This is a genomic window from Mycolicibacterium canariasense (assembly GCF_002101555.1).
Lineage (GTDB): Bacteria > Actinomycetota > Actinomycetes > Mycobacteriales > Mycobacteriaceae > Mycobacterium > Mycobacterium canariasense.
This window is the reverse complement of record NZ_LQOL01000044.1, coordinates 1-16799: the sequence shown is the minus strand read 5'-3', so window position 1 is coordinate 16799 and position 16799 is coordinate 1. Positions and strand designations below refer to the sequence as shown.

Genomic DNA, 16799 nt, shown 5'->3' with positions numbered 1-16799 from the left:
TCGGCACCTCGTGGCATGCTTCTGAACACGATTGTCGGGGGATACAGAACATCTTGAACACCGCTGCCGCTGGAACGGGCGTTCGTGCCGGGACATTTGCTGGATGCTGCATGTCGAAAGCAGATCTTGTCGGGGCGATCTGGCTGGGACGGGCGATCCCGCAGCGCACTTGCGCGACGAATATGGCCGGATGCAAGTGAGCGTCCACTCCGAGACCGAGGTGCTGTCAGGCCGTTATGCAGAATGGCAGCAGCGCCTGGAGTCGGCATTCTTCGATGACCACGCGGACGAGCCCGTGGTGCTGTTTGTCGATCGCGACGAGCTCACCCGGCTGAGTGCGCCCGACGAGGACGGCGCGCGATCTCTCGCCGCAGCGGTGCGGGATCTTGTCGATGTCGGCAGCACAGCGCACATGTTTGCCAAGGTCGAAATGCTGCAAAACTCGTGGCTCGCCGCCGGGTGCGACGGTCCCCCGCCGACGTTGCCGGTGCTGGCCGTGAGCGTGCTGGCTGCGTCAGAAATGCGCCGGGACAGCCAGAACAGCAGCAACTCGTACTACATCCGGCTTGCCGAGGTTCTGCTGCCGGACGGCACCGACAGTGCTGTCCGGATGCTCCGGCAGCGTCTCCGCGAGGGCAGCGCATTCCTCCCGGTCGTCGCGATGTGGGAGTACCTCGCGGTCTGGCTCGACGAAGCTGACGGTGCGTACGGCACCTCAACGGTGCGCGGCCACGAACGCGACAAGCGGCGCGGGTATCCGTTGTCCCAGACCTTGGTGCGGCGTAGTGAACGGGCAGCTCTGTCCCAGTTCTTCGCCCAGGCGCGGCTGCGGCCGGGTGACGTGCCGGCGGCCGAGACCGTGTTGAGCTGGCTTGAGCGGTGGATGCGCTACCGAAGTCACGGGCTCAGCGAGCAGTTCGAGGCGGCCCTTGGCGACGAGGAGCTTCGTCCGTTCCTAGCTCAGTTGGTTCATGACCTGGCCACGGCGTGGGACGGCAAGATCATCACGCCTGAGGGACTTCGCCCGTTGGATATCCGCCTAGCAGTCGATCTCGACGATGCTCGGGCGTGGTGGGTCATCCCGTCCGTCAACGATGTATCTGCCGACCTCCTCCGGGGCACTGCGAATGGCGTGCCGTTCGAGGCGATCATCGCGACCGATCCCCACACCTCGATGTATCACGCCGAGAACCTCCCGGAGGTCACGCGGTCCACGCTCACCGCCGGATTCACTGCCCGTGGTGACCGAGCCGTGGCCGAGTTCGAACCGCGGAAAGTGTTCGTGCTGACGCTCAGCGCTGACGCAGGTGGCTGGGTATCCGTCGATGCAATCCAGCCGTACGAGGAGCACGCCTTCATCATCGCCGCGGACGCGGTCGCGCAGATCAGCGCAGCGGTCGAGGCGGCAGCCGACAAGGGTTGGCGGCGACTTCCGGGCGCGTTCGCGCAGCGACTGATCGGCCCGGGCTTCGCGGTGTTCGACCGCTTGGTGTTCTCCGACCAGGACCGGCTCGATGCGCTGCTCAAGGCACTGCCCAGCACGGTGTCCGCGGGCCTGCGGCTCGGTGCCACGCTGCGCCCGCGTTTGATCAAAGGCCTGCCGTTGATGCGCCACCTCACCAACCGGCTGTACCTGTCGGGCGGTGAGCCTGACTTGCTGCTCCCCTTCGATGAGACGCCGCGGATGGTGGACGTGGCGCTCGACAATCGGCACGGAAAGCTGAAGGCATCGCTTTTCTCGGTTCCGTTCCACAACTTCACCGGCGGATTCACCGAGGGCGCGCACACCATCAGCGCCGACGGTGAAACCCTGACCTTCGAGGTCGTACGCACGTCCGACGACGATCGGATGCCACCGGGTACCGGCAGCATCGGGTGGTCACGCGGTCATCTTCAGGAGGTTGAGTCAGCGGAGATCTGCGGGGCGATTACGACTGACGGCCCGACCGATACGCCGGTCCTCGCTCGCCGCGGATCGATCGAGAGCTGGCTCCTCTTCCGCACGGGCCGCGTGCTGCCACTGGCCGACCCCCCGGAACCGACCGCACTGCCTGAACTGCGTTTCAGCATGTTCGAGATCGCGCCGCAGGGCGCGGTGTGGCTGGTACAGAAGCGCGCGACTGGCTGGTGTGCGATCCGGCTGCAGGCCCAGGAGCCGGCTTTCCAGTCGCTCGGGCCGGATGAGCAACGGGTATGGACGGAGGTCTGCGCTGCGGTTCCGCACGCTGACCCGCTCTGGCAGTTGTACGCACGGGCATGGGGGCGGGCACGTGGGCGCTGAGATCCTCCTGGCCTGGATGAGTGAGACCGGCGCTGGCGATATCCGCGACCTTCGCGGCCGGGTCGAGTGGTTCTTCCGCACGACCGCTCACAACCCGCAGGCATATGAGTCGGGTCGATGGTTGCGCGACATGGCAACCCTCGGGCACGTCGAGGTGGACTGGCGGCGTGGCCGATGGGCAGTGACGCCTCCCGCGGCGGCGCTGCTGCCGATGGGCGGCGGCACGGCGGTCTTGACCGGTGCGCGCCCGCTGACGTTGCTCGATCAGCTCGACGAGCACGAGATCGCGTATCAAGTGGTCGATCAGGCTTGCCAAGGGACAAACCGTCTCGCGGTGACGCCGACGGTCTATCTCCAAACCGAATCGGTCCCCGCCATGACAACCGCCCTCGACCAGATCGGCGTGCAGTACGCAGGCTACGCAGCTCGGCACATCGCCGCGCTCATCCCTCAGATCGAGCTCGGAGCGCCTGCCGCGCCCCCGTCGTGGGCGGCAACGACTGAGCGGCTGTCAGTCGATCCAACACAGGGCATCCAGTTCGTCACCGCACAGCCAGACCGAGACGGCCTCTACCGCTGGAAGGTCGAAAACCGGCCCCGATTCGCCTACCGCACCGGTAACGACTGGCGCCAGACGGACCACGCGACTGGTGTGCTCTGGGCGCTCGCGGATCAGGGCGAGTCAGTCGTCCGGTGGCGCCACGAGCGGACCGTCAGCGGCGAGGAAATCGGCACGGTGTTTGTTGACCACGGCGCCCCGCTGCCACCGCTGCAGGCGCGGGCCCTCGTGCTGTGCAGCGGTCTCGTCGCGAAGTTCAGCGACCTCGCCGAGACTGCCCGCTACGACAACGTCCCGCGGTCAGTTGCCGACCGTGTCACCCAGTCCATCCGCCAACGCATCGCTTCTCAATAGATAGGTCCGAGCTCCCATGCAACCCATTCCTCCGGTGCAACGAAGCCTCGATGTCGCGGGGACGTTTGACCGTCTCAAGGACGCGTACTTCCGGTACTACAACACCCCATTCGGGCTCGCCGATAGGCGGTTGCAGGACGAGCGGCAGGGGTTATTTGACCGTGACAACGGCGTGTACCGCGAGCCGCTGATCGAGCTGCGGCCCGAGTACGTCAACGCGCCGCGCACGATCGCCGAATCGGTCGCGCACTGCGCCGCACCAGAGGAGTTGGCCGCCTTCGCCGAGGCGGGCCTCATCCCCCAAGGACGGGCACTGTACCTCCACCAGGAACGCGCGTTGCAGGCCGGATTGACCGCCGGACGCAACATGGTGATCACCGCGGGCACCGGCTCAGGCAAGACCGAGTCGTTCTTGCTGCCGGTCCTCGCGTCGCTACTCGAGGAATCGCGCACGTGGAGCGGCGCGCCCGCGCCAGTCGTTCCGTGGTGGCGCACATCGCCGCGGACCTTCCGGCCCCAGCGCGACGGCGAGATCGGCCGACGCGCGGCCGTCCGCGCGTTGATCATGTACCCGATGAACGCGCTGGTTGATGACCAGCTGATGCGCATGCGCCGCGCCCTGGATAGTCAGCAAGCGCGGACCTGGCTCGACCGGAATCGCCGGGGCCACCGGTTCTACTTCGGCCGCTATACCGGTGCAACGCCGGTGACCGGCAACTCGGAGAACCCGCGGGCAATCGAACGCCTGCAAATGGGCCTGCTTGAAACCGAACGGCGAGCAGCACGGGCCACGCAGGTCGCGGCCGCCACCGGTAACGAGGACGTGCAGTACTTCGTGCCTCGTCTTGATGGTGCCGAGATGCGTTCGCGCTGGGACATGATCGCGGCGCCGCCGGACGTGCTCGTCACCAACTATTCGATGTTGAACATCATGTTGCTGCGCGAACGCGAGCGGAGCTTCTTCGATCAGACTCGGGCATGGCTGGACGCCAGCCCCACTCACCGATTCACACTGGTTATCGACGAGCTCCACATGTACCGCGGCACCGCCGGCACGGAGGTCGCCTTCCTGCTGCGGAACCTAAAGCACCGGCTCGGCCTCAACGACCGGCCCGACCAGCTGCGAATCCTGGCAGCCTCGGCATCGATCGACGCCCTGCGTGACCAGGCGTACCTAGAGACCTTCTTCGGCGTCGATGCCGCCTCGTTCGACTTCGTCGAAGGCAGCCTCGCGATGCCGCCCGCCGCGCCTGCGGGAACCGCGCAGGATGCCGCAGACATCCAGACCGCTTCGTCCGACGACGACGTGGTCGCGCTGGCTCGTGATCGCAACCTGATGGACTCGCTGCGTCGGTCGTTCCTCGATGTATTGCAAGGGGGCCACGAGTCCACGTCGGCGAAGCTCCTACCGGATCTCTCTGCCCGTGTGTTCCCCGGCGTCGCCACCGGCGGCGCCGCATTGGCGCGACTGCTCGGCAGCATGAGCGCCAGCCCGGCCGAGGCCGATCCGAAACTGCGGGCGCATTACTTCTTCCGCAACGTGCCCGGCGTCTGGGCATGTACCGATCCCGCGTGCGACCAAGTGCCCGCCGACGGTACTCCCCGACCCGTCGGGAAGCTGTACGGCGAACCCATGACTCGCTGCGGCTGCGGCTCACGCGTCCTCGAACTGCTGTATTGCCAGAGCTGCGGCGACGTGATGCTCGGCGGCTTCACGCCGGACGGCGACACGCAACGGCAGTCAGTGCGCACACTCCTGCTGGCAGACGTGCCCGAACTCGCCAAGTTGCCCGACCAGGTGCGGCTGGAACGCAACGCCGCCAACTACCTCGTCTATTGGCCGAACCCCGTCGATTCGCTCACAGCACCGGATCGGCCGAGCTGGAACAGCGGCAACGTCCAGTACGCCTTCCGCCGCAGCGCGTTGAACCCAGCGAGCGGCGAGATCCGCAACACCGGCGGGCCAGGCAACCACACCGGATGGTCCTTCCACGCCTACCTGCCACCCGCCCGGCGCCGAGATCGCGAAATCACCGACGTCAGCCCCTTCCCAACTGTGTGCCCGTCGTGCGGCGACGATTGGGCGATCTTGTACGGCCCAAGTGGGCGACGACCGGCCACCGACCCGCTGACGCAGCGCTCGCCGATCCGCGGCATGCGCACCGGTTTCGAGAAGGTCAACCAAGTCCTCACGACCGAGCTGGCGACCGACCTCGGTGACCAGAACCGCAAGGTCGTGCTCTTCACGGATAGCCGGCAAGATGCGGCGAAGTTGTCCTCCGGTCTCGGCCTGCGCCACTACCAGGACCTGTTACGCCTGCTCCTCAACGAGCACCTGGACGCCCGCGGCGATGCAAATGCCGACCTCGACCTTGCGCGGCGGTTCTACGCCAAAAACGAACGGGTCGAAGGCACGTGGGATGCAATCGGGCGGCTCGAAGTGCGCGACCTGAACGTGCTGCGGCAGCTCGTCGAGATCTGGCAGGGACGCCCCGGGACGAAGCCTGAGGACGAACCCGCGCTGCTTGCACGATTCAATGCTGGGCCGACGCTCGACGTGGTCGCTGGCGCGCTCGCTGGGGAGCTGCTGGACCTCGGCATGAATCCCGGCGGTCCGCGGGCCAGCCTGCAGCAGACGGACCCACCGGAGGACCAGCCGACGCGGCCGTGGACCGGCCTGTACGACTGGGGCGCCAGCCCGATATCGCGGCGAGCGAATCTCGGGCCGGATCAAAATGACCTCCAGCGGTCGATTGATCAGAGCCTGCTCACGGAGTTGCTCGAGGGTCTGTTCTCCGGCGCAGGCCGCGACTTCGAATCCCTCGGCCTCGGCTGGCTCGCACTCGCGAACGACACGGAGCCGCTCGACATCCCGCCAGGCAGCGACCTGGCCTACGCCCGCGCCAGCCTGCGCGTGCTGGCCCACAAGCGCCGGTTCTTCGGCCTGCGCGAGACGAGCGACAACGCGCCCGCCAAGCTCCGGGGCTTCTGGCGGACGATCGAACAAGCTGGTGGCCCGACCGAGGTCGACCTGCAGCAGATGTTCCTGACTCGCTGCGGGTCGGCCGTCCGCCAATACCTCATCGATCCGACTCGGGTCGTGCTGCGCCGGGGCTCCGGTGAGTGGTGGACCTGCGCAAACTGCCGCCGCCGGCACCTGACCCGCGGGTGCGGCTTCTGCACCAACTGCTTCGGGCCGCTGCCAGTCGAGTCCGAACCGGTGAATGCCGAACAGGACTACTACGGGTGGAAGGCGACAACACGGTCCGGACGCTTCCGATTGAACTGCGAGGAGCTAACGGGTCAGACGGACCGTGTTGATGCCCAGGCGCGGCAATCCCGGTTCCAGGACGTGTTCCTCGACTCGGGGCCCGACCCCGAGATCCCCCGCGCTGACGGCATTGACCTCCTGAGTGTCACGACGACCATGGAGGCTGGCGTTGATATCGGCTCCCTGTCGGCGGTCGTGCTTGGGAACATGCCGCCGACCCGGTTCAACTACCAGCAACGGGTCGGCCGGGCCGGCCGGCGCGGAACGCCGGTTGCCGTGGCACTGACGGTCTGTCGCGGTCGCAGCCACGACGAGTACTACTTCGACCAGCCGCAGCGGATCACCAACGACCCCACGCCTGAGCCGTACCTGGCGGCGGGTCGGCCCGAAATCGTGAGCCGCTCACTGAACTCCGAAATCTTGCGCATGGCGATGCCGACAATCGGCGATGCTATCGTGGCAGACGGTGGCAGTTGGGAGCCTGGCGTCAATGTCCACGGACCGTTCGGCAGCCGTACCGCGTGGAACGACGTCGGACCCCGGCTGGATGCGTGGCTCGCCAGCAACCAGCCAGCCATTGACGAGGCGGCAGCCTCACTGACCGATCGGACGTCGCTCGCTGCCCGGGCCGCTGAATTGGCGGCGGCGTGCGTGGCACAGCTGCCGGAGCGAATCGCCGAGGCGGTCGCGTCGCCCGGCGATGATGCTCTCAGCCAGCTGCTGGCAGAGCACGGCGTGCTGCCAATGTTCGGCTTCCCGACAAGCGTCCGGTACTTGTACCTCGACCGGCCACGCTCGAACTACCCATGGCCACCGTCCAAGGTGATCGACCGCGATTTGGCCATGGCATCGAGCCAGTTCTCGCCGCTCAGCGAGGTCGTGCGAGACGGCCGGGTTTACACGTCGGTCGGCATCGTCGGCTTCGAGCCCTCCGGTAACCGGCCCCGTACTGTCGGCGAGGCGCTTGGCGTGAGCCACGAGATCTACCTGTGTCGGTCGTGTTCGTACCTGACGTCCGAAGACCTGAACGGACAATCGACCTGCCCGCAGTGCGGCAACGGCCCGGAGGGTTTCGCGCGGTTCCCGCTTCGCGAGCCAACCGGGTTTCGGGCTGGCCGTCGCCCGCACGACTTCGATGGCAACTTCTCGTGGTCCGCGCGGGCAATGGCTGCGCGAGCGTTCGCGGACCTGTCCAAGCTCGACCCGGGTCAGGACGGCGGCGCCGTTGCCTACTCGGGCACCGGCATGCGGTACGTGATCAACGACAACGGCGGGCGGCTGTTCAACTTACGGCGAGCAGCGGACACAGCGCCGTTCTGGGGCGGCTACGTCTCCGTGGAGGCGCTGGATAAGGACGACCGCAACCTTGTCGGCCCGTGGGATGCCACCGGCGACGCGTTCAGCGCCGCGCTCGGTTCGGTTCGCCCGACCGACTTCCTGTTCGTCGGTGCGGAGAAGAACATCATCGCCGCCCAGCAATTGCGGCTGAACTTCCTGGCCGGATCGCAGCCGAGCGGCGCTCCGGATCGTTCGGACGGTCGCCGCGGAGCATGGTACTCCCTCGCCTTCCTGCTGCGCAAGGTTGCGTCGGCCATGCTGGATGTCGAGCCTTTGGAACTGGTCGCGGGCATCTTCGCGGGCGAGTCCGACGGCGAACCCGCGCCCTACGCGTTCCTTGCGGACAGCCTGGAGAACGGCGCCGGGTTCAGCACCTACCTCGGCCAGGACGGCGTATTCAAGTCCTTGCTTGATGAGGTCCAGAAGTACCTCCGCCATCTCGGCGATCCCCAGCACGCCACCGAATGCTCGGCATCCTGTTACCGGTGCCTGCGCGACTACGGAAACATGTCGCACCACGCCTTGCTCGATTGGCGACTCGCTGGCGACCTCCTGGAGGTCCTGCGCGAGCGGCGTCTGACCATCGACGAGTCGGCGCTGGAACGAGCACTGGCGAACTGGGGACGCGGCTACGACTCGACTGCTGTCCCGGGCGTCCCCGGCGCCCTGCGCTTCACACACCCGCAGCTGGGCGACCACCTGCTCGTCGCCAAGCACCCGCTTGAAGCGACCGAGAACATATTGATGAGCGAACGCCTGGCGGACATCGCCGCGGACGCAGAGGTGGCGTCAGCCGGCACGAGGGCGACGCTGTTCGTGGATGCCTTCACCCTTGATCGCTCGCCGGGCATCGTGTTCGAGCTGTGCAACAAGATCGACGCCCAGCCGTGACTACGCCAAGCGTCGAACTGTTGTCGCCGAGCCGCGCGTGGCGCCTCACGCAGTGCCCCGCCTCGGGCGGCCCGAGCGGCCCGCGGAACGGGCCGGCAACCGCTCAGCGCAATGCAGGCACGCTGGCGCACGATGCGCTCGAGTTGTGGATCAAGGACGAAGGCTTCCGCGAGAGCGACCCGAAGGCCGCGCTGGCCCGCGCCCTCGATGGCGCGCTCGCGGCCGCAGGCGGCATTGCCCCGCCCCGCTGGACGATGATCCGCTCGCGACTCCGCGCCCGGGCGGGCGAGCTGGTTGCAGCCTTGGAAGGGTCGGCGACCTCACAGGTCATCCCCGAAGAGCGAATCGTCGACACGGCACTGGGCATTGAGGGCACGCCTGACGTCGTTGTCATCGGCGACAGGGTTGCGCTGCTCGACCTCAAGACAGAGGAGATGGAGAACGACGAGGTTTCACAGTGGGCCATGTTCCAACTACGGGTCTACGCGCATCTCGTCGAGATCGCTTACGGTCGTCTGCCGTCACGGGTAGAAATCTTCAGCGCCAACCGCGGGCGCCTCCCGGTCCAGGTAACCAGGGCCGACGTCGACGCCGCGCGAGCTGAACTGCGAGCAGCTCACGTGGCCGATCGATCGATCGCGAAGCCCGTTCCCGAGACGTGCTTCTTTTGCCGACGGCGCATGATTTGTCAACCGCATTGGGACGCCGCTGCTGCTTGGCTAGGCCGCGACTGCGTGGAAGGTCGGCTCACGCATACGGAGCACGCCGCGAACGGGCTGGTGGCGGCGCAGCTACAGACGAGCGGCGGCGACCTATGGGTAAGTGGCATCCCGGATTCGGTGTTGACCGCCGCCACAGACTCAACCGTTCGCTTTGTGCGGCTCACTGCAACGCGGGACAAGAACGGTGACTCGGTAAACTGGCGATGGAGTCCTGTGAGCGAAGTCCGAGAGATGTAAAGCTCGTTAGACTTTCGAGAATCCATGTGACATCTATACCGGTGTCGGCGACCTTCTGCTGGACCGGTACGTCTACCTGGCCGACGTCAACCCGAGCGATAACGAGGCGGTACTCGATTATGAGGACTCTAAATCGAGCGGATGCCCAACTAGAGTGGCGGAATACAGTCCGAGAGGCTCTTAGAAAGCCATGCTGCCAGGAAGAATAAGGTTGGGGCCGAAGGGCGGAGTAGTCCAGGACCGCGCTCACGCCGGAGTACGGGTGGCCGACGAAGCATCTACTTCGCTACGCCAGCGCTCACCAACCAGCCAATTTTCGACCGAATGAAGGAGATTGTCAGGCACGCCGGGACGTCGAGTGCTCTTGCAAATGAACAACTCCCGGATTTGGCTTTGTTCGCGTGCAGCAGCTCCTGGACGCCGCCACAGATCCCAACCTTTAATGCGTCGTCTCTTCGACATCCTCGCTACTGAATCTACCTAGGCCACAGATCGTTGCACGGGGCACCGACAGCTCGTTTGCCGCTCGAAGCCTGGCACTCACCACCATCCCGCAGCCGGCACACCGTCACCGCGGCAACCGCGCCAACCAGTCCGACTCCCCGTCCAGCGGTTCGCCGCCGAGAACCACCGTCGGCACCCCGGGCTCGGGGAACGTGTGCAACACCGCAAGGTTGGACGCGGCAATGGCATGCGGGTCGTAACCCAAGAACACGCCCAACCGGATCAGGTCGACCGCCGAGCCCGGCGCCCCGACCGAGGCGGCCACATCGGCCAGCTGGTCATTCGACAGATCGCTCGCCCCACCCTCGTGCGGCTGGCGCTCTGCGGAAAAGATCTGTTGCACGAACCGCCATGCCACGTCGCTGGCCCCGGACTGGCCGGCCACCACGAACGTCGCGTAGATGGCCCGCGCATCGTAAGTGCCGCTGGCCGAGTACTTCTCGAGGAACGAGACGAATCGCAGGTTCACCCGCAGCGACCCGTCTTCGATGCGCTTGCCGATCTCCAAGCCCTGCGAGCGGATCATCTTTCCGCTGTACGGGCAGAGCGGGTCCACGTACAGATCGATCTGCCCCAGCGCGTCGGGATCGCCGATCTCCACGACGTCTCCGGAAGGCGTCGCCACGGCCGCCGACGCCACCCCCGGGAACAACATCAGCAACGTCAGGACCAAGCCGGTGAGAACACGAAACTTCATGGCTCCATCATGCAGGCGGCATGAACCCCGTCAGTTCCCCGTGTGGCTTCTGTGACTCAGCCGTACAATCCTGACGACTGATTCAAGAACGAGGAGCCGCCCCCATGCACGATCTGACCAAGCGCGCGCTAGCCGCCGCCTTCGCCCTGGCCGCGCTCGGCACTCCGGCCGCCCTGGTTACCATCAACCCCGCGGTCGCCCAAGCGGCCTGCAGCAACGGGGAAGAAGAGGACCAGTTCACCACCCAGTGCACGCCGTTCCTGGTGCCGAACTCCCCCGACTCCGAAGGCTTCACCACCACCGCAGCCAACCCTGACATCCCCGAGATCGACGGCATCCCGTGCACCGGCGCCGACAGTGGGGCCTGCATCGGCCTGTCCGAGGATCAGATCCCGCAGGTGACCCCGCACGTCACCATCAGCTCCAGCCCGTAGCGGACGTGGCCGGGGCCGAACGGCCCCGGCCTACCGAGCTGCAGCCGGCTCGATCCCGGCCGCGGCCAGCCGTCGATCCGAATGCGCCGGCCGCACCACTTGCGGCCACCAGAACCACTTGCCCAGCAACGCTGCCACCGCCGGCGTCATGAACGAGCGCACCACCAGCGTGTCGAACAGCAGTCCCAGCGCGATCGTCGTTCCCACCTGAGCCATAACCTTCAGATCGCTGAACGCGAACGAGGCCATGGTCGCCGCGAACACGAGGCCCGCCGAGGTGACCACCGAACCGGTGCCCGCCATCGCGCGGATGATCCCGGTCTTCAGCCCGCCGTGCAGTTCCTCCATGAATCGCGAGACCAACAGCAGGTTGTAGTCCGACCCGACTGCCAGCAGCAGAATCACCGCCATGGGCAGCACCATCCAGTGCAGTTCCAGGCCAAGGATGTGCTGCCACAACAAGACTGACATTCCGAACGAAGCCCCCAGCGACAACAGCACGGTGCCGACGATCACCGCCGCGGCGACCAGACTGCGGGTGATCAACAGCATGATGATGAAAATCATTGAGGCCGCCGCGATTCCGGCGATCATCAGGTCGTACTGGGCGCCGTCGTGCATGTCCTTGTAGGTGGCCGCCGTTCCAGCCAGGAAGATCTTGGAGCCCTCCAGCGGCGTGCCCTTGATCGCTTCCCGGGCGGCTTGCTTGATCGGGTCCACACGCGAGATACCCTCGGGCGTGGCCGGATCACCGTCGTGGCTGATGATGAAGCGCACCGACTTGCCGTCGGGCGAGATGAAGTTACCCATCCCGCGCTTGAAGTCGTTGTTGTTGAACGCTTCCGGCGGCAGATAGAAGGTGTCGTCGTTCAGCGACTTGTCGAATGCCTCCCCCATTGCGGTGGAGTTGTCCTGCATGGCCGAGCCCTGATCTTGCATGCCCTTCCGGGTCTGGTACATGGTCTGCATATTGGTCTTCATGCTTTCCATGACCTCGATGCTGGTGGGCCACAACGCCACCATCTGTGGCATCAGCGTGTCGAGGTGCTTGAGATCAGGAAGCAGCTGCTGAATGTCGTCGGTCATGGTGTCGATCCCGTCCAGTGTGTCGAACACCGCGCGGATCGACCAGCACGCCGGGATGTCGTAGCAGTGCGGTTCCCAGTAGAAGTAGTTGCGAATGGGCGCAGGAAGTCGTCGAAACCGGCGATGTGGTCCCGTAATTCGGCGATATCCACCGTCATGTTGGTGGTTTTGAGCACCATGGAATGGGTGGTATCGGCCATCTGCGCAGTGAACGACTGCATCTTCTTCATGGTGTCGAAGTCCGCGCCGATGCGCTTCATCGAGATCATCGCCGGCGCGGTCTGTGACCTGAGGCCGACGGTGTGCGCCTCACCCACCTCCTCCAGCGGTGGGACGAGCACATTGGTGGCGACGTTGATCAAGACCCAGCCGACGACCAACGGCACCGACAGCACCCTCCCGATCAGGCCCGCATCGCCCATCGTGAGCTCGTCGGCGTTACAGTTGCGCTATCGCGCGTAATATACGTAGCTCGGCGAACTGTTGGTGTCAACCGGTCGGCCCGGTCTCGCTTCGTTCGTTTGCCAACGTCGGTTTGCAACCGGGTATCGGCCCGGCATACTCACACCGTGGCGCCAAGAAGAGTGCGGGACACATCACCGAAACGCGGGTGGCTGAGCCCAAAGCAGCAGCGGGCCTGGATCGCGTACATGCGCGTCCAGTTGCGGATGAACTACGAGATAAACCGTCAACTGCAGGCCGACTCGGGATTGTCGCTGGCGGATTACGACGTCCTGGTGGCCCTCAGCGGTGCCACGGACGACGGCATGCGCGTCAGCGACCTGGCCGCGCAGATCGGCTGGGAACGCAGCCGGCTCTCACATCAACTGCGCCGCATGGACGAACGCGGCCTCACCGAACGCAAGCCCAGCACCGATGACGGCCGGACCACCAACGTCGTGCTCACCCCGAGCGGTCGACAGGCGATCATCGAGGCCGCGCCCGGACACGTCGACCTGGTGCGCAGCCTGTTCTTCGACCCACTGCCCGAGAACCTGCTCGGCCCTTTCACCGCGGCACTGGAACACATCCACGTCAACCTCAATCACAACAGCTCGCTGCCGCCAGCTCCCGGCTAGGATTAGGTGATTAATCACCTACAAGGAGTGTTATGAGCGACATCATCACCGACTTGATGGAAGCCAACCTGCTGGCCGTGTTCAACGAACGCGACCCGCAGCGCCGCGCCGCCGCCATCGCGCAGACCTACGCGGCCGACGTGCAGTGGGTCGATGACGAGGGCATCGCGACTGGCCCCGACGAGCTGAATGCCAAGGCAGCTGAGCTGCAGGAGAAGCTGCCCGGTCTGCATTTCGTGAAGGCAGGACCGGTGCGCCAGACCCGGGGCCTGGGCTACCTCGCCTGGGAAGTGCGCACCCCCGACGACACCACCGTCGCCTCCGGCTTCGACGTCGCCGAGATCGTCGACGGCCGGATTGCGAAACTGTGGACCATCCTGACCCCGGAATAGGTGACACATCACCTATGTTGTAGCCGTCGAACTCACTAGAACCACATCAGAACGGAGTCGGATCATGGGACAGCTCGACGGCAAGACAGCATTGGTCACCGGTGGCACGTCAGGTATCGGCCTGGCAACCGCGCAGCGGCTCGCCGACGAAGGCGCCTACGTCTTCATCACCGGCCGTGACCAGACCCGCCTGACTGAGGCGGCCGAGAAGATCGGCGCCCACGGTGTGCGCAGCGACATCAGCAAGCCAGAAGAACTCGACGCGCTGGCGGCCGAGATCGCCCAGCACGGCAAGGGACTCGACATCGTCTTCGCCAACGCCGGCGGAGGAGACTTCGCCAACCTGGCCGACGTGACGCCCCAGCACTACCGAGACAACTTCGACCGCAACGTGGCCGGCACGGTGTTCACCGTCCAGAAGGCACTGCCGCTGCTCAATGAGGGTGCGTCCATCATCCTGGCCGGGTCCACCGCAGCATCGGAAGGCCTACCCGCATTCGGCTTGTACGCTGCATCCAAGGCGGCCATCCGGTCGCTGGGCCGCACTTGGGCCGCTGAGCTGGCCGACCGCAAGATCCGGGTCAACACCATCGTGCCCGGCCCCATCGAGACGCCCGGGCTCGCCGGCCTCGCACCGGCCGACCAACAGCAGGATCTGCTGGACGGCATGGCATCTCAGCTGCCGATGAAGCGGCTCGGCCGCCCCGAGGAGATCGCGTCGGCCGTGCTGTTCCTGGCGTCGGATCAGAGCAGCTTCATGACGGGAGCCGAGTTACCCATCGATGGTGGGCTGATTCAAGTCTGATCGCGGTTGTGCGGTGTCATCCGCCGACGACGGCGAGTCGCGGATGACACCGCACAGACACGAGTCAAGCAAACAGTCAACCGCCCAGTACCATCGCAACACCGCCCGCCTTGAGATCGGCGAACGAGTAGCTCAGCTCACCTCGGCGCCCGACGCTCACAACGTAGCGGTCTTCACCTTCAGTTATGTCGAACGTGATTCCGAAGGTACACATGTAGCGGCCACCCCTACCCTGCTCAAGGTATGAGGTCGTGAGGATTTCACCCTTGCCATTCTTCACCATTACTGGGGTTCCGGCGTCCACATCACCGTAACCACCGGAGCCTGCACACGACGAGCCATCCACCTCTATGGCTTGCGAGTAAGCACTCGGCTCAGGGTCGTTGAGAGTAAATGTGCCGTGGATGGTCACCGTCTCAAGAACGTGGAAACCCTTCGCAAATTCTGGGCAGAAGCTCTGAACCGCAATCTGATCCGCCGGCATCCCTTGTTGGGGATTACCCTCGCCCAGCTTTCGGCAGACCTGCCGGCCGTGTGCAACTGCATTGGCGTCAGAGTTGAAGTCCGTCGCGAAGCCTTCCTCGCGCAGAGATGCAAGGTATCGGTCCTCGGGATTATCACGATCACGGTGCAGATAGAAATATGTTCCAACGACCGCACCGACGGTTCCGATCGCTGCTGCTATGCCTATCCAAACCTTGCGTCGACGGACGGTACGAGATTGTGTTCCATCTGCGGCGGATTCACCACCAAAACCCTCCAGCTGCTGCTTGCCAACTGGATCCAGCGCTTCGGCACCTCCGTCGCGTATCAGGTCGGTGGGCTGACCACCAACAAAATAGCGCCCCTCGTGTCGGCCTGTCGGGTCTGGCCGCCAACCTGTTTCGCCATACGGCGCAGCAACCTTGTCATGGCCCGCCTCATGCCACGTCTCACCTGATTTGATGGCACCGCAGGAATGGCAAGACATTTCGTCAATCAGTGCCGTTCCACAGAACACGCAGAATCCCATGACTTCGCACTCATTTCCTATACACGGTGGTGCCCTCTTCAGCCCCGAACATGGAGCTGACAAACTTTGCAAAGCAGTCGTCGACGTCGAATCCCTCGGAGTCGCACCAACGATTGGCATCCGCCGCGAAGTACCATGACGGGCCAACTACGGTGACCCACCAGTCAGGCGCGTTGAAGGTCGACCACTGACCCGAGTACACCAAGCGTGCGCCGCTGTAGCGCTGTCGCAATGCGAGATGATCGGCCAGCACGTCGGCATCTGTGAGCGTTCGCCCCTTGATGACCAGTCCAGCTCGCTTTGAACTGATCTGTGGCACCCAGCTGTTGGCGATGACGCTGCGGACGTATGGGTAGTCCGCGTCGCGCAGCTCATTGAGCACGGCCTCAGCCACGCCGTCCACGCTGCCATGCTCGGGGGCCGCGGGCGCAAACGCGACCACACTCGTCGCCCCGGGCTGCGCGGCGGCAGCTGCAGTTCGGCCCTGCCCACGGTGCGCAACCAGAGTCGGAGCTCCCTCCACCATGTCAGGAGTTCTCCAGTACATGCCCGCAGGGAAGACGAGCGTCTGATGACCGGGCGCACCGCCCTGCATGGCCACCGGAGCCGCCGAGAAATCGAATTCTCCGGCCGCGATGTCGCGCTGCCCGTCTGCAACCGTCACCCGTACCGCGTTGCCCGCTTCCACCTCCACCCCCGCGCAGCCAGGAAAGAACGCAGTGCCAATCGCGAGTCCTGCGGATGTCATATCGAACGATTCCACCTCCAAGATCGGAGGTTCCGAGCAGACAGCTGGCGTCGCCGGGCTAGCCGCACTAGGTGTCGTGAACCCACCTCGCGACACCTCTGTTGATCCTTCGTCATTGGACCGGAAAAGCAGCGTCACTCCGGCGGCGCATGCGAGCGCGACAACAAGCGCGAGCACGATCCCGCCTACGAGCAACGATCGCCGGCTACCCCTACCGTCCGCCGTATCGGGAACGTCGTCGTCGCCCGGAAACGGCACGACACCGATCGGCGACCCGCATTTGCTACAGAATTTGTAGTTCGATGCATTGACGGCTCTTCACAGATGAGGGTGTAGAGGTGGTTGGCGCGTCGTTGCCGGGATAGAGGTCGAGGTCTCTCGAAAATGAG

General features: G+C 65.1%; 11 protein-coding genes and 1 pseudogene. 8 read left to right on the top strand and 4 right to left on the bottom strand.

Annotation, left to right across the window (positions count from 1 at the left end; all coding sequences use genetic code 11):
* The first annotated feature begins 103 nt into the window (after positions 1-103).
* Genes AWB94_RS10985 through AWB94_RS10970 form a run of 4 tightly spaced genes read left to right on the top strand, consistent with a single transcriptional unit; the run spans position 104 to position 9653 of the window.
* Positions 104-2281, top strand: coding sequence for a hypothetical protein (locus AWB94_RS10985; protein ID WP_131805351.1), 2178 nt, complete (start codon positions 104-106; stop codon positions 2279-2281).
* On the top strand, positions 2271-3194 hold the full coding sequence (locus AWB94_RS10980) for a hypothetical protein (RefSeq protein ID WP_062658058.1): 924 nt from the start codon (positions 2271-2273) through the stop codon (positions 3192-3194). The genes AWB94_RS10985 and AWB94_RS10980 overlap by 11 nt, the downstream gene beginning before the upstream one ends.
* Positions 3195-3210: 16 nt before the next feature.
* A complete protein-coding gene (locus AWB94_RS10975; RefSeq protein WP_062658057.1) occupies positions 3211-8694 on the top strand; it encodes a DEAD/DEAH box helicase in 5484 nt (1827 codons plus the stop codon).
* The gene (locus AWB94_RS10970) at positions 8691-9653 is read left to right on the top strand and encodes a PD-(D/E)XK nuclease family protein (protein WP_062658056.1); all 963 of its coding nucleotides are present in this window, start codon (positions 8691-8693) and stop codon (positions 9651-9653) included. The genes AWB94_RS10975 and AWB94_RS10970 overlap by 4 nt, the downstream gene beginning before the upstream one ends.
* A gap of 568 nt (positions 9654-10221) precedes the next feature.
* On the opposite strand, the gene AWB94_RS10965 is transcribed toward AWB94_RS10970, so the two are convergent.
* Positions 10222-10869: a DsbA family protein gene (locus tag AWB94_RS10965; RefSeq protein WP_062658055.1), complete on the bottom strand. Its 648-nt coding sequence runs from the start codon at positions 10867-10869 to the stop codon at positions 10222-10224.
* Between the two features lie 89 nt (positions 10870-10958).
* Here AWB94_RS10965 and AWB94_RS10960 point away from each other — a divergent pair, with 89 nt between their 5' ends.
* A complete protein-coding gene (locus tag AWB94_RS10960) occupies positions 10959-11288 on the top strand; it encodes a hypothetical protein (RefSeq protein ID WP_062658054.1) in 330 nt (109 codons plus the stop codon).
* Between the two features lie 30 nt (positions 11289-11318).
* On the opposite strand, the pseudogene AWB94_RS10955 reads toward AWB94_RS10960, so the two are convergent.
* Positions 11319-12610: pseudogene (locus tag AWB94_RS10955) on the bottom strand (MMPL family transporter); the annotation flags it as partial.
* Between the two features lie 414 nt (positions 12611-13024).
* On the opposite strand from AWB94_RS10955, the gene AWB94_RS10950 reads away from it, so the two are divergent.
* The 3 genes from AWB94_RS10950 to AWB94_RS10940 all read left to right on the top strand — a co-directional run bounded on the left by AWB94_RS10950 (position 13025) and on the right by AWB94_RS10940 (position 14650).
* A complete protein-coding gene (locus AWB94_RS10950; protein ID WP_165605356.1) occupies positions 13025-13453 on the top strand; it encodes a MarR family winged helix-turn-helix transcriptional regulator in 429 nt (142 codons plus the stop codon).
* A 32-nt stretch (positions 13454-13485) separates the two neighbouring features.
* A complete protein-coding gene (locus AWB94_RS10945; protein WP_062658052.1) occupies positions 13486-13845 on the top strand; it encodes a nuclear transport factor 2 family protein in 360 nt (119 codons plus the stop codon).
* Positions 13846-13909: 64 nt separating this feature from the next.
* Positions 13910-14650 (top strand): SDR family NAD(P)-dependent oxidoreductase, encoded by a 741-nt coding sequence (locus AWB94_RS10940; RefSeq protein ID WP_062658051.1) that lies wholly within the window; start codon positions 13910-13912, stop codon positions 14648-14650.
* Positions 14651-14726: 76 nt separating this feature from the next.
* On the opposite strand, the gene AWB94_RS10935 is transcribed toward AWB94_RS10940, so the two are convergent.
* Both AWB94_RS10935 and AWB94_RS10930 read right to left on the bottom strand, forming a co-directional pair.
* Positions 14727-15662, bottom strand: coding sequence for a DUF732 domain-containing protein (locus AWB94_RS10935; protein WP_062658050.1), 936 nt, complete (start codon positions 15660-15662; stop codon positions 14727-14729).
* Positions 15663-15672: 10 nt separating this feature from the next.
* On the bottom strand, positions 15673-16431 hold the full coding sequence (locus AWB94_RS10930) for a hypothetical protein (protein ID WP_234811697.1): 759 nt from the start codon (positions 16429-16431) through the stop codon (positions 15673-15675).
* Positions 16432-16799: the final 368 nt, after the last annotated feature.

What these genes read in the sequence shown, in the direction of transcription:
- AWB94_RS10960 (WP_062658054.1), top strand. Translation starts at nt 10,959, where the DNA reads ATGCACGATCTGACCAAGCGCGCGCTAGCCGCCGCCTTCGCCCTGGCC.
- AWB94_RS10950 (WP_165605356.1), top strand. Translation starts at nt 13,025, where the DNA reads ATGCGCGTCCAGTTGCGGATGAACTACGAGATAAACCGTCAACTGCAG.
- AWB94_RS10985 (WP_131805351.1), top strand. Translation starts at nt 104, where the DNA reads ATGCTGCATGTCGAAAGCAGATCTTGTCGGGGCGATCTGGCTGGGACG.
- AWB94_RS10945 (WP_062658052.1), top strand. Translation starts at nt 13,486, where the DNA reads ATGAGCGACATCATCACCGACTTGATGGAAGCCAACCTGCTGGCCGTG.
- AWB94_RS10935 (WP_062658050.1), bottom strand. Translation starts at nt 15,662, where the DNA reads ATGGGATTCTGCGTGTTCTGTGGAACGGCACTGATTGACGAAATGTCT.
- AWB94_RS10975 (WP_062658057.1), top strand. Translation starts at nt 3,211, where the DNA reads ATGCAACCCATTCCTCCGGTGCAACGAAGCCTCGATGTCGCGGGGACG.
- AWB94_RS10940 (WP_062658051.1), top strand. Translation starts at nt 13,910, where the DNA reads ATGGGACAGCTCGACGGCAAGACAGCATTGGTCACCGGTGGCACGTCA.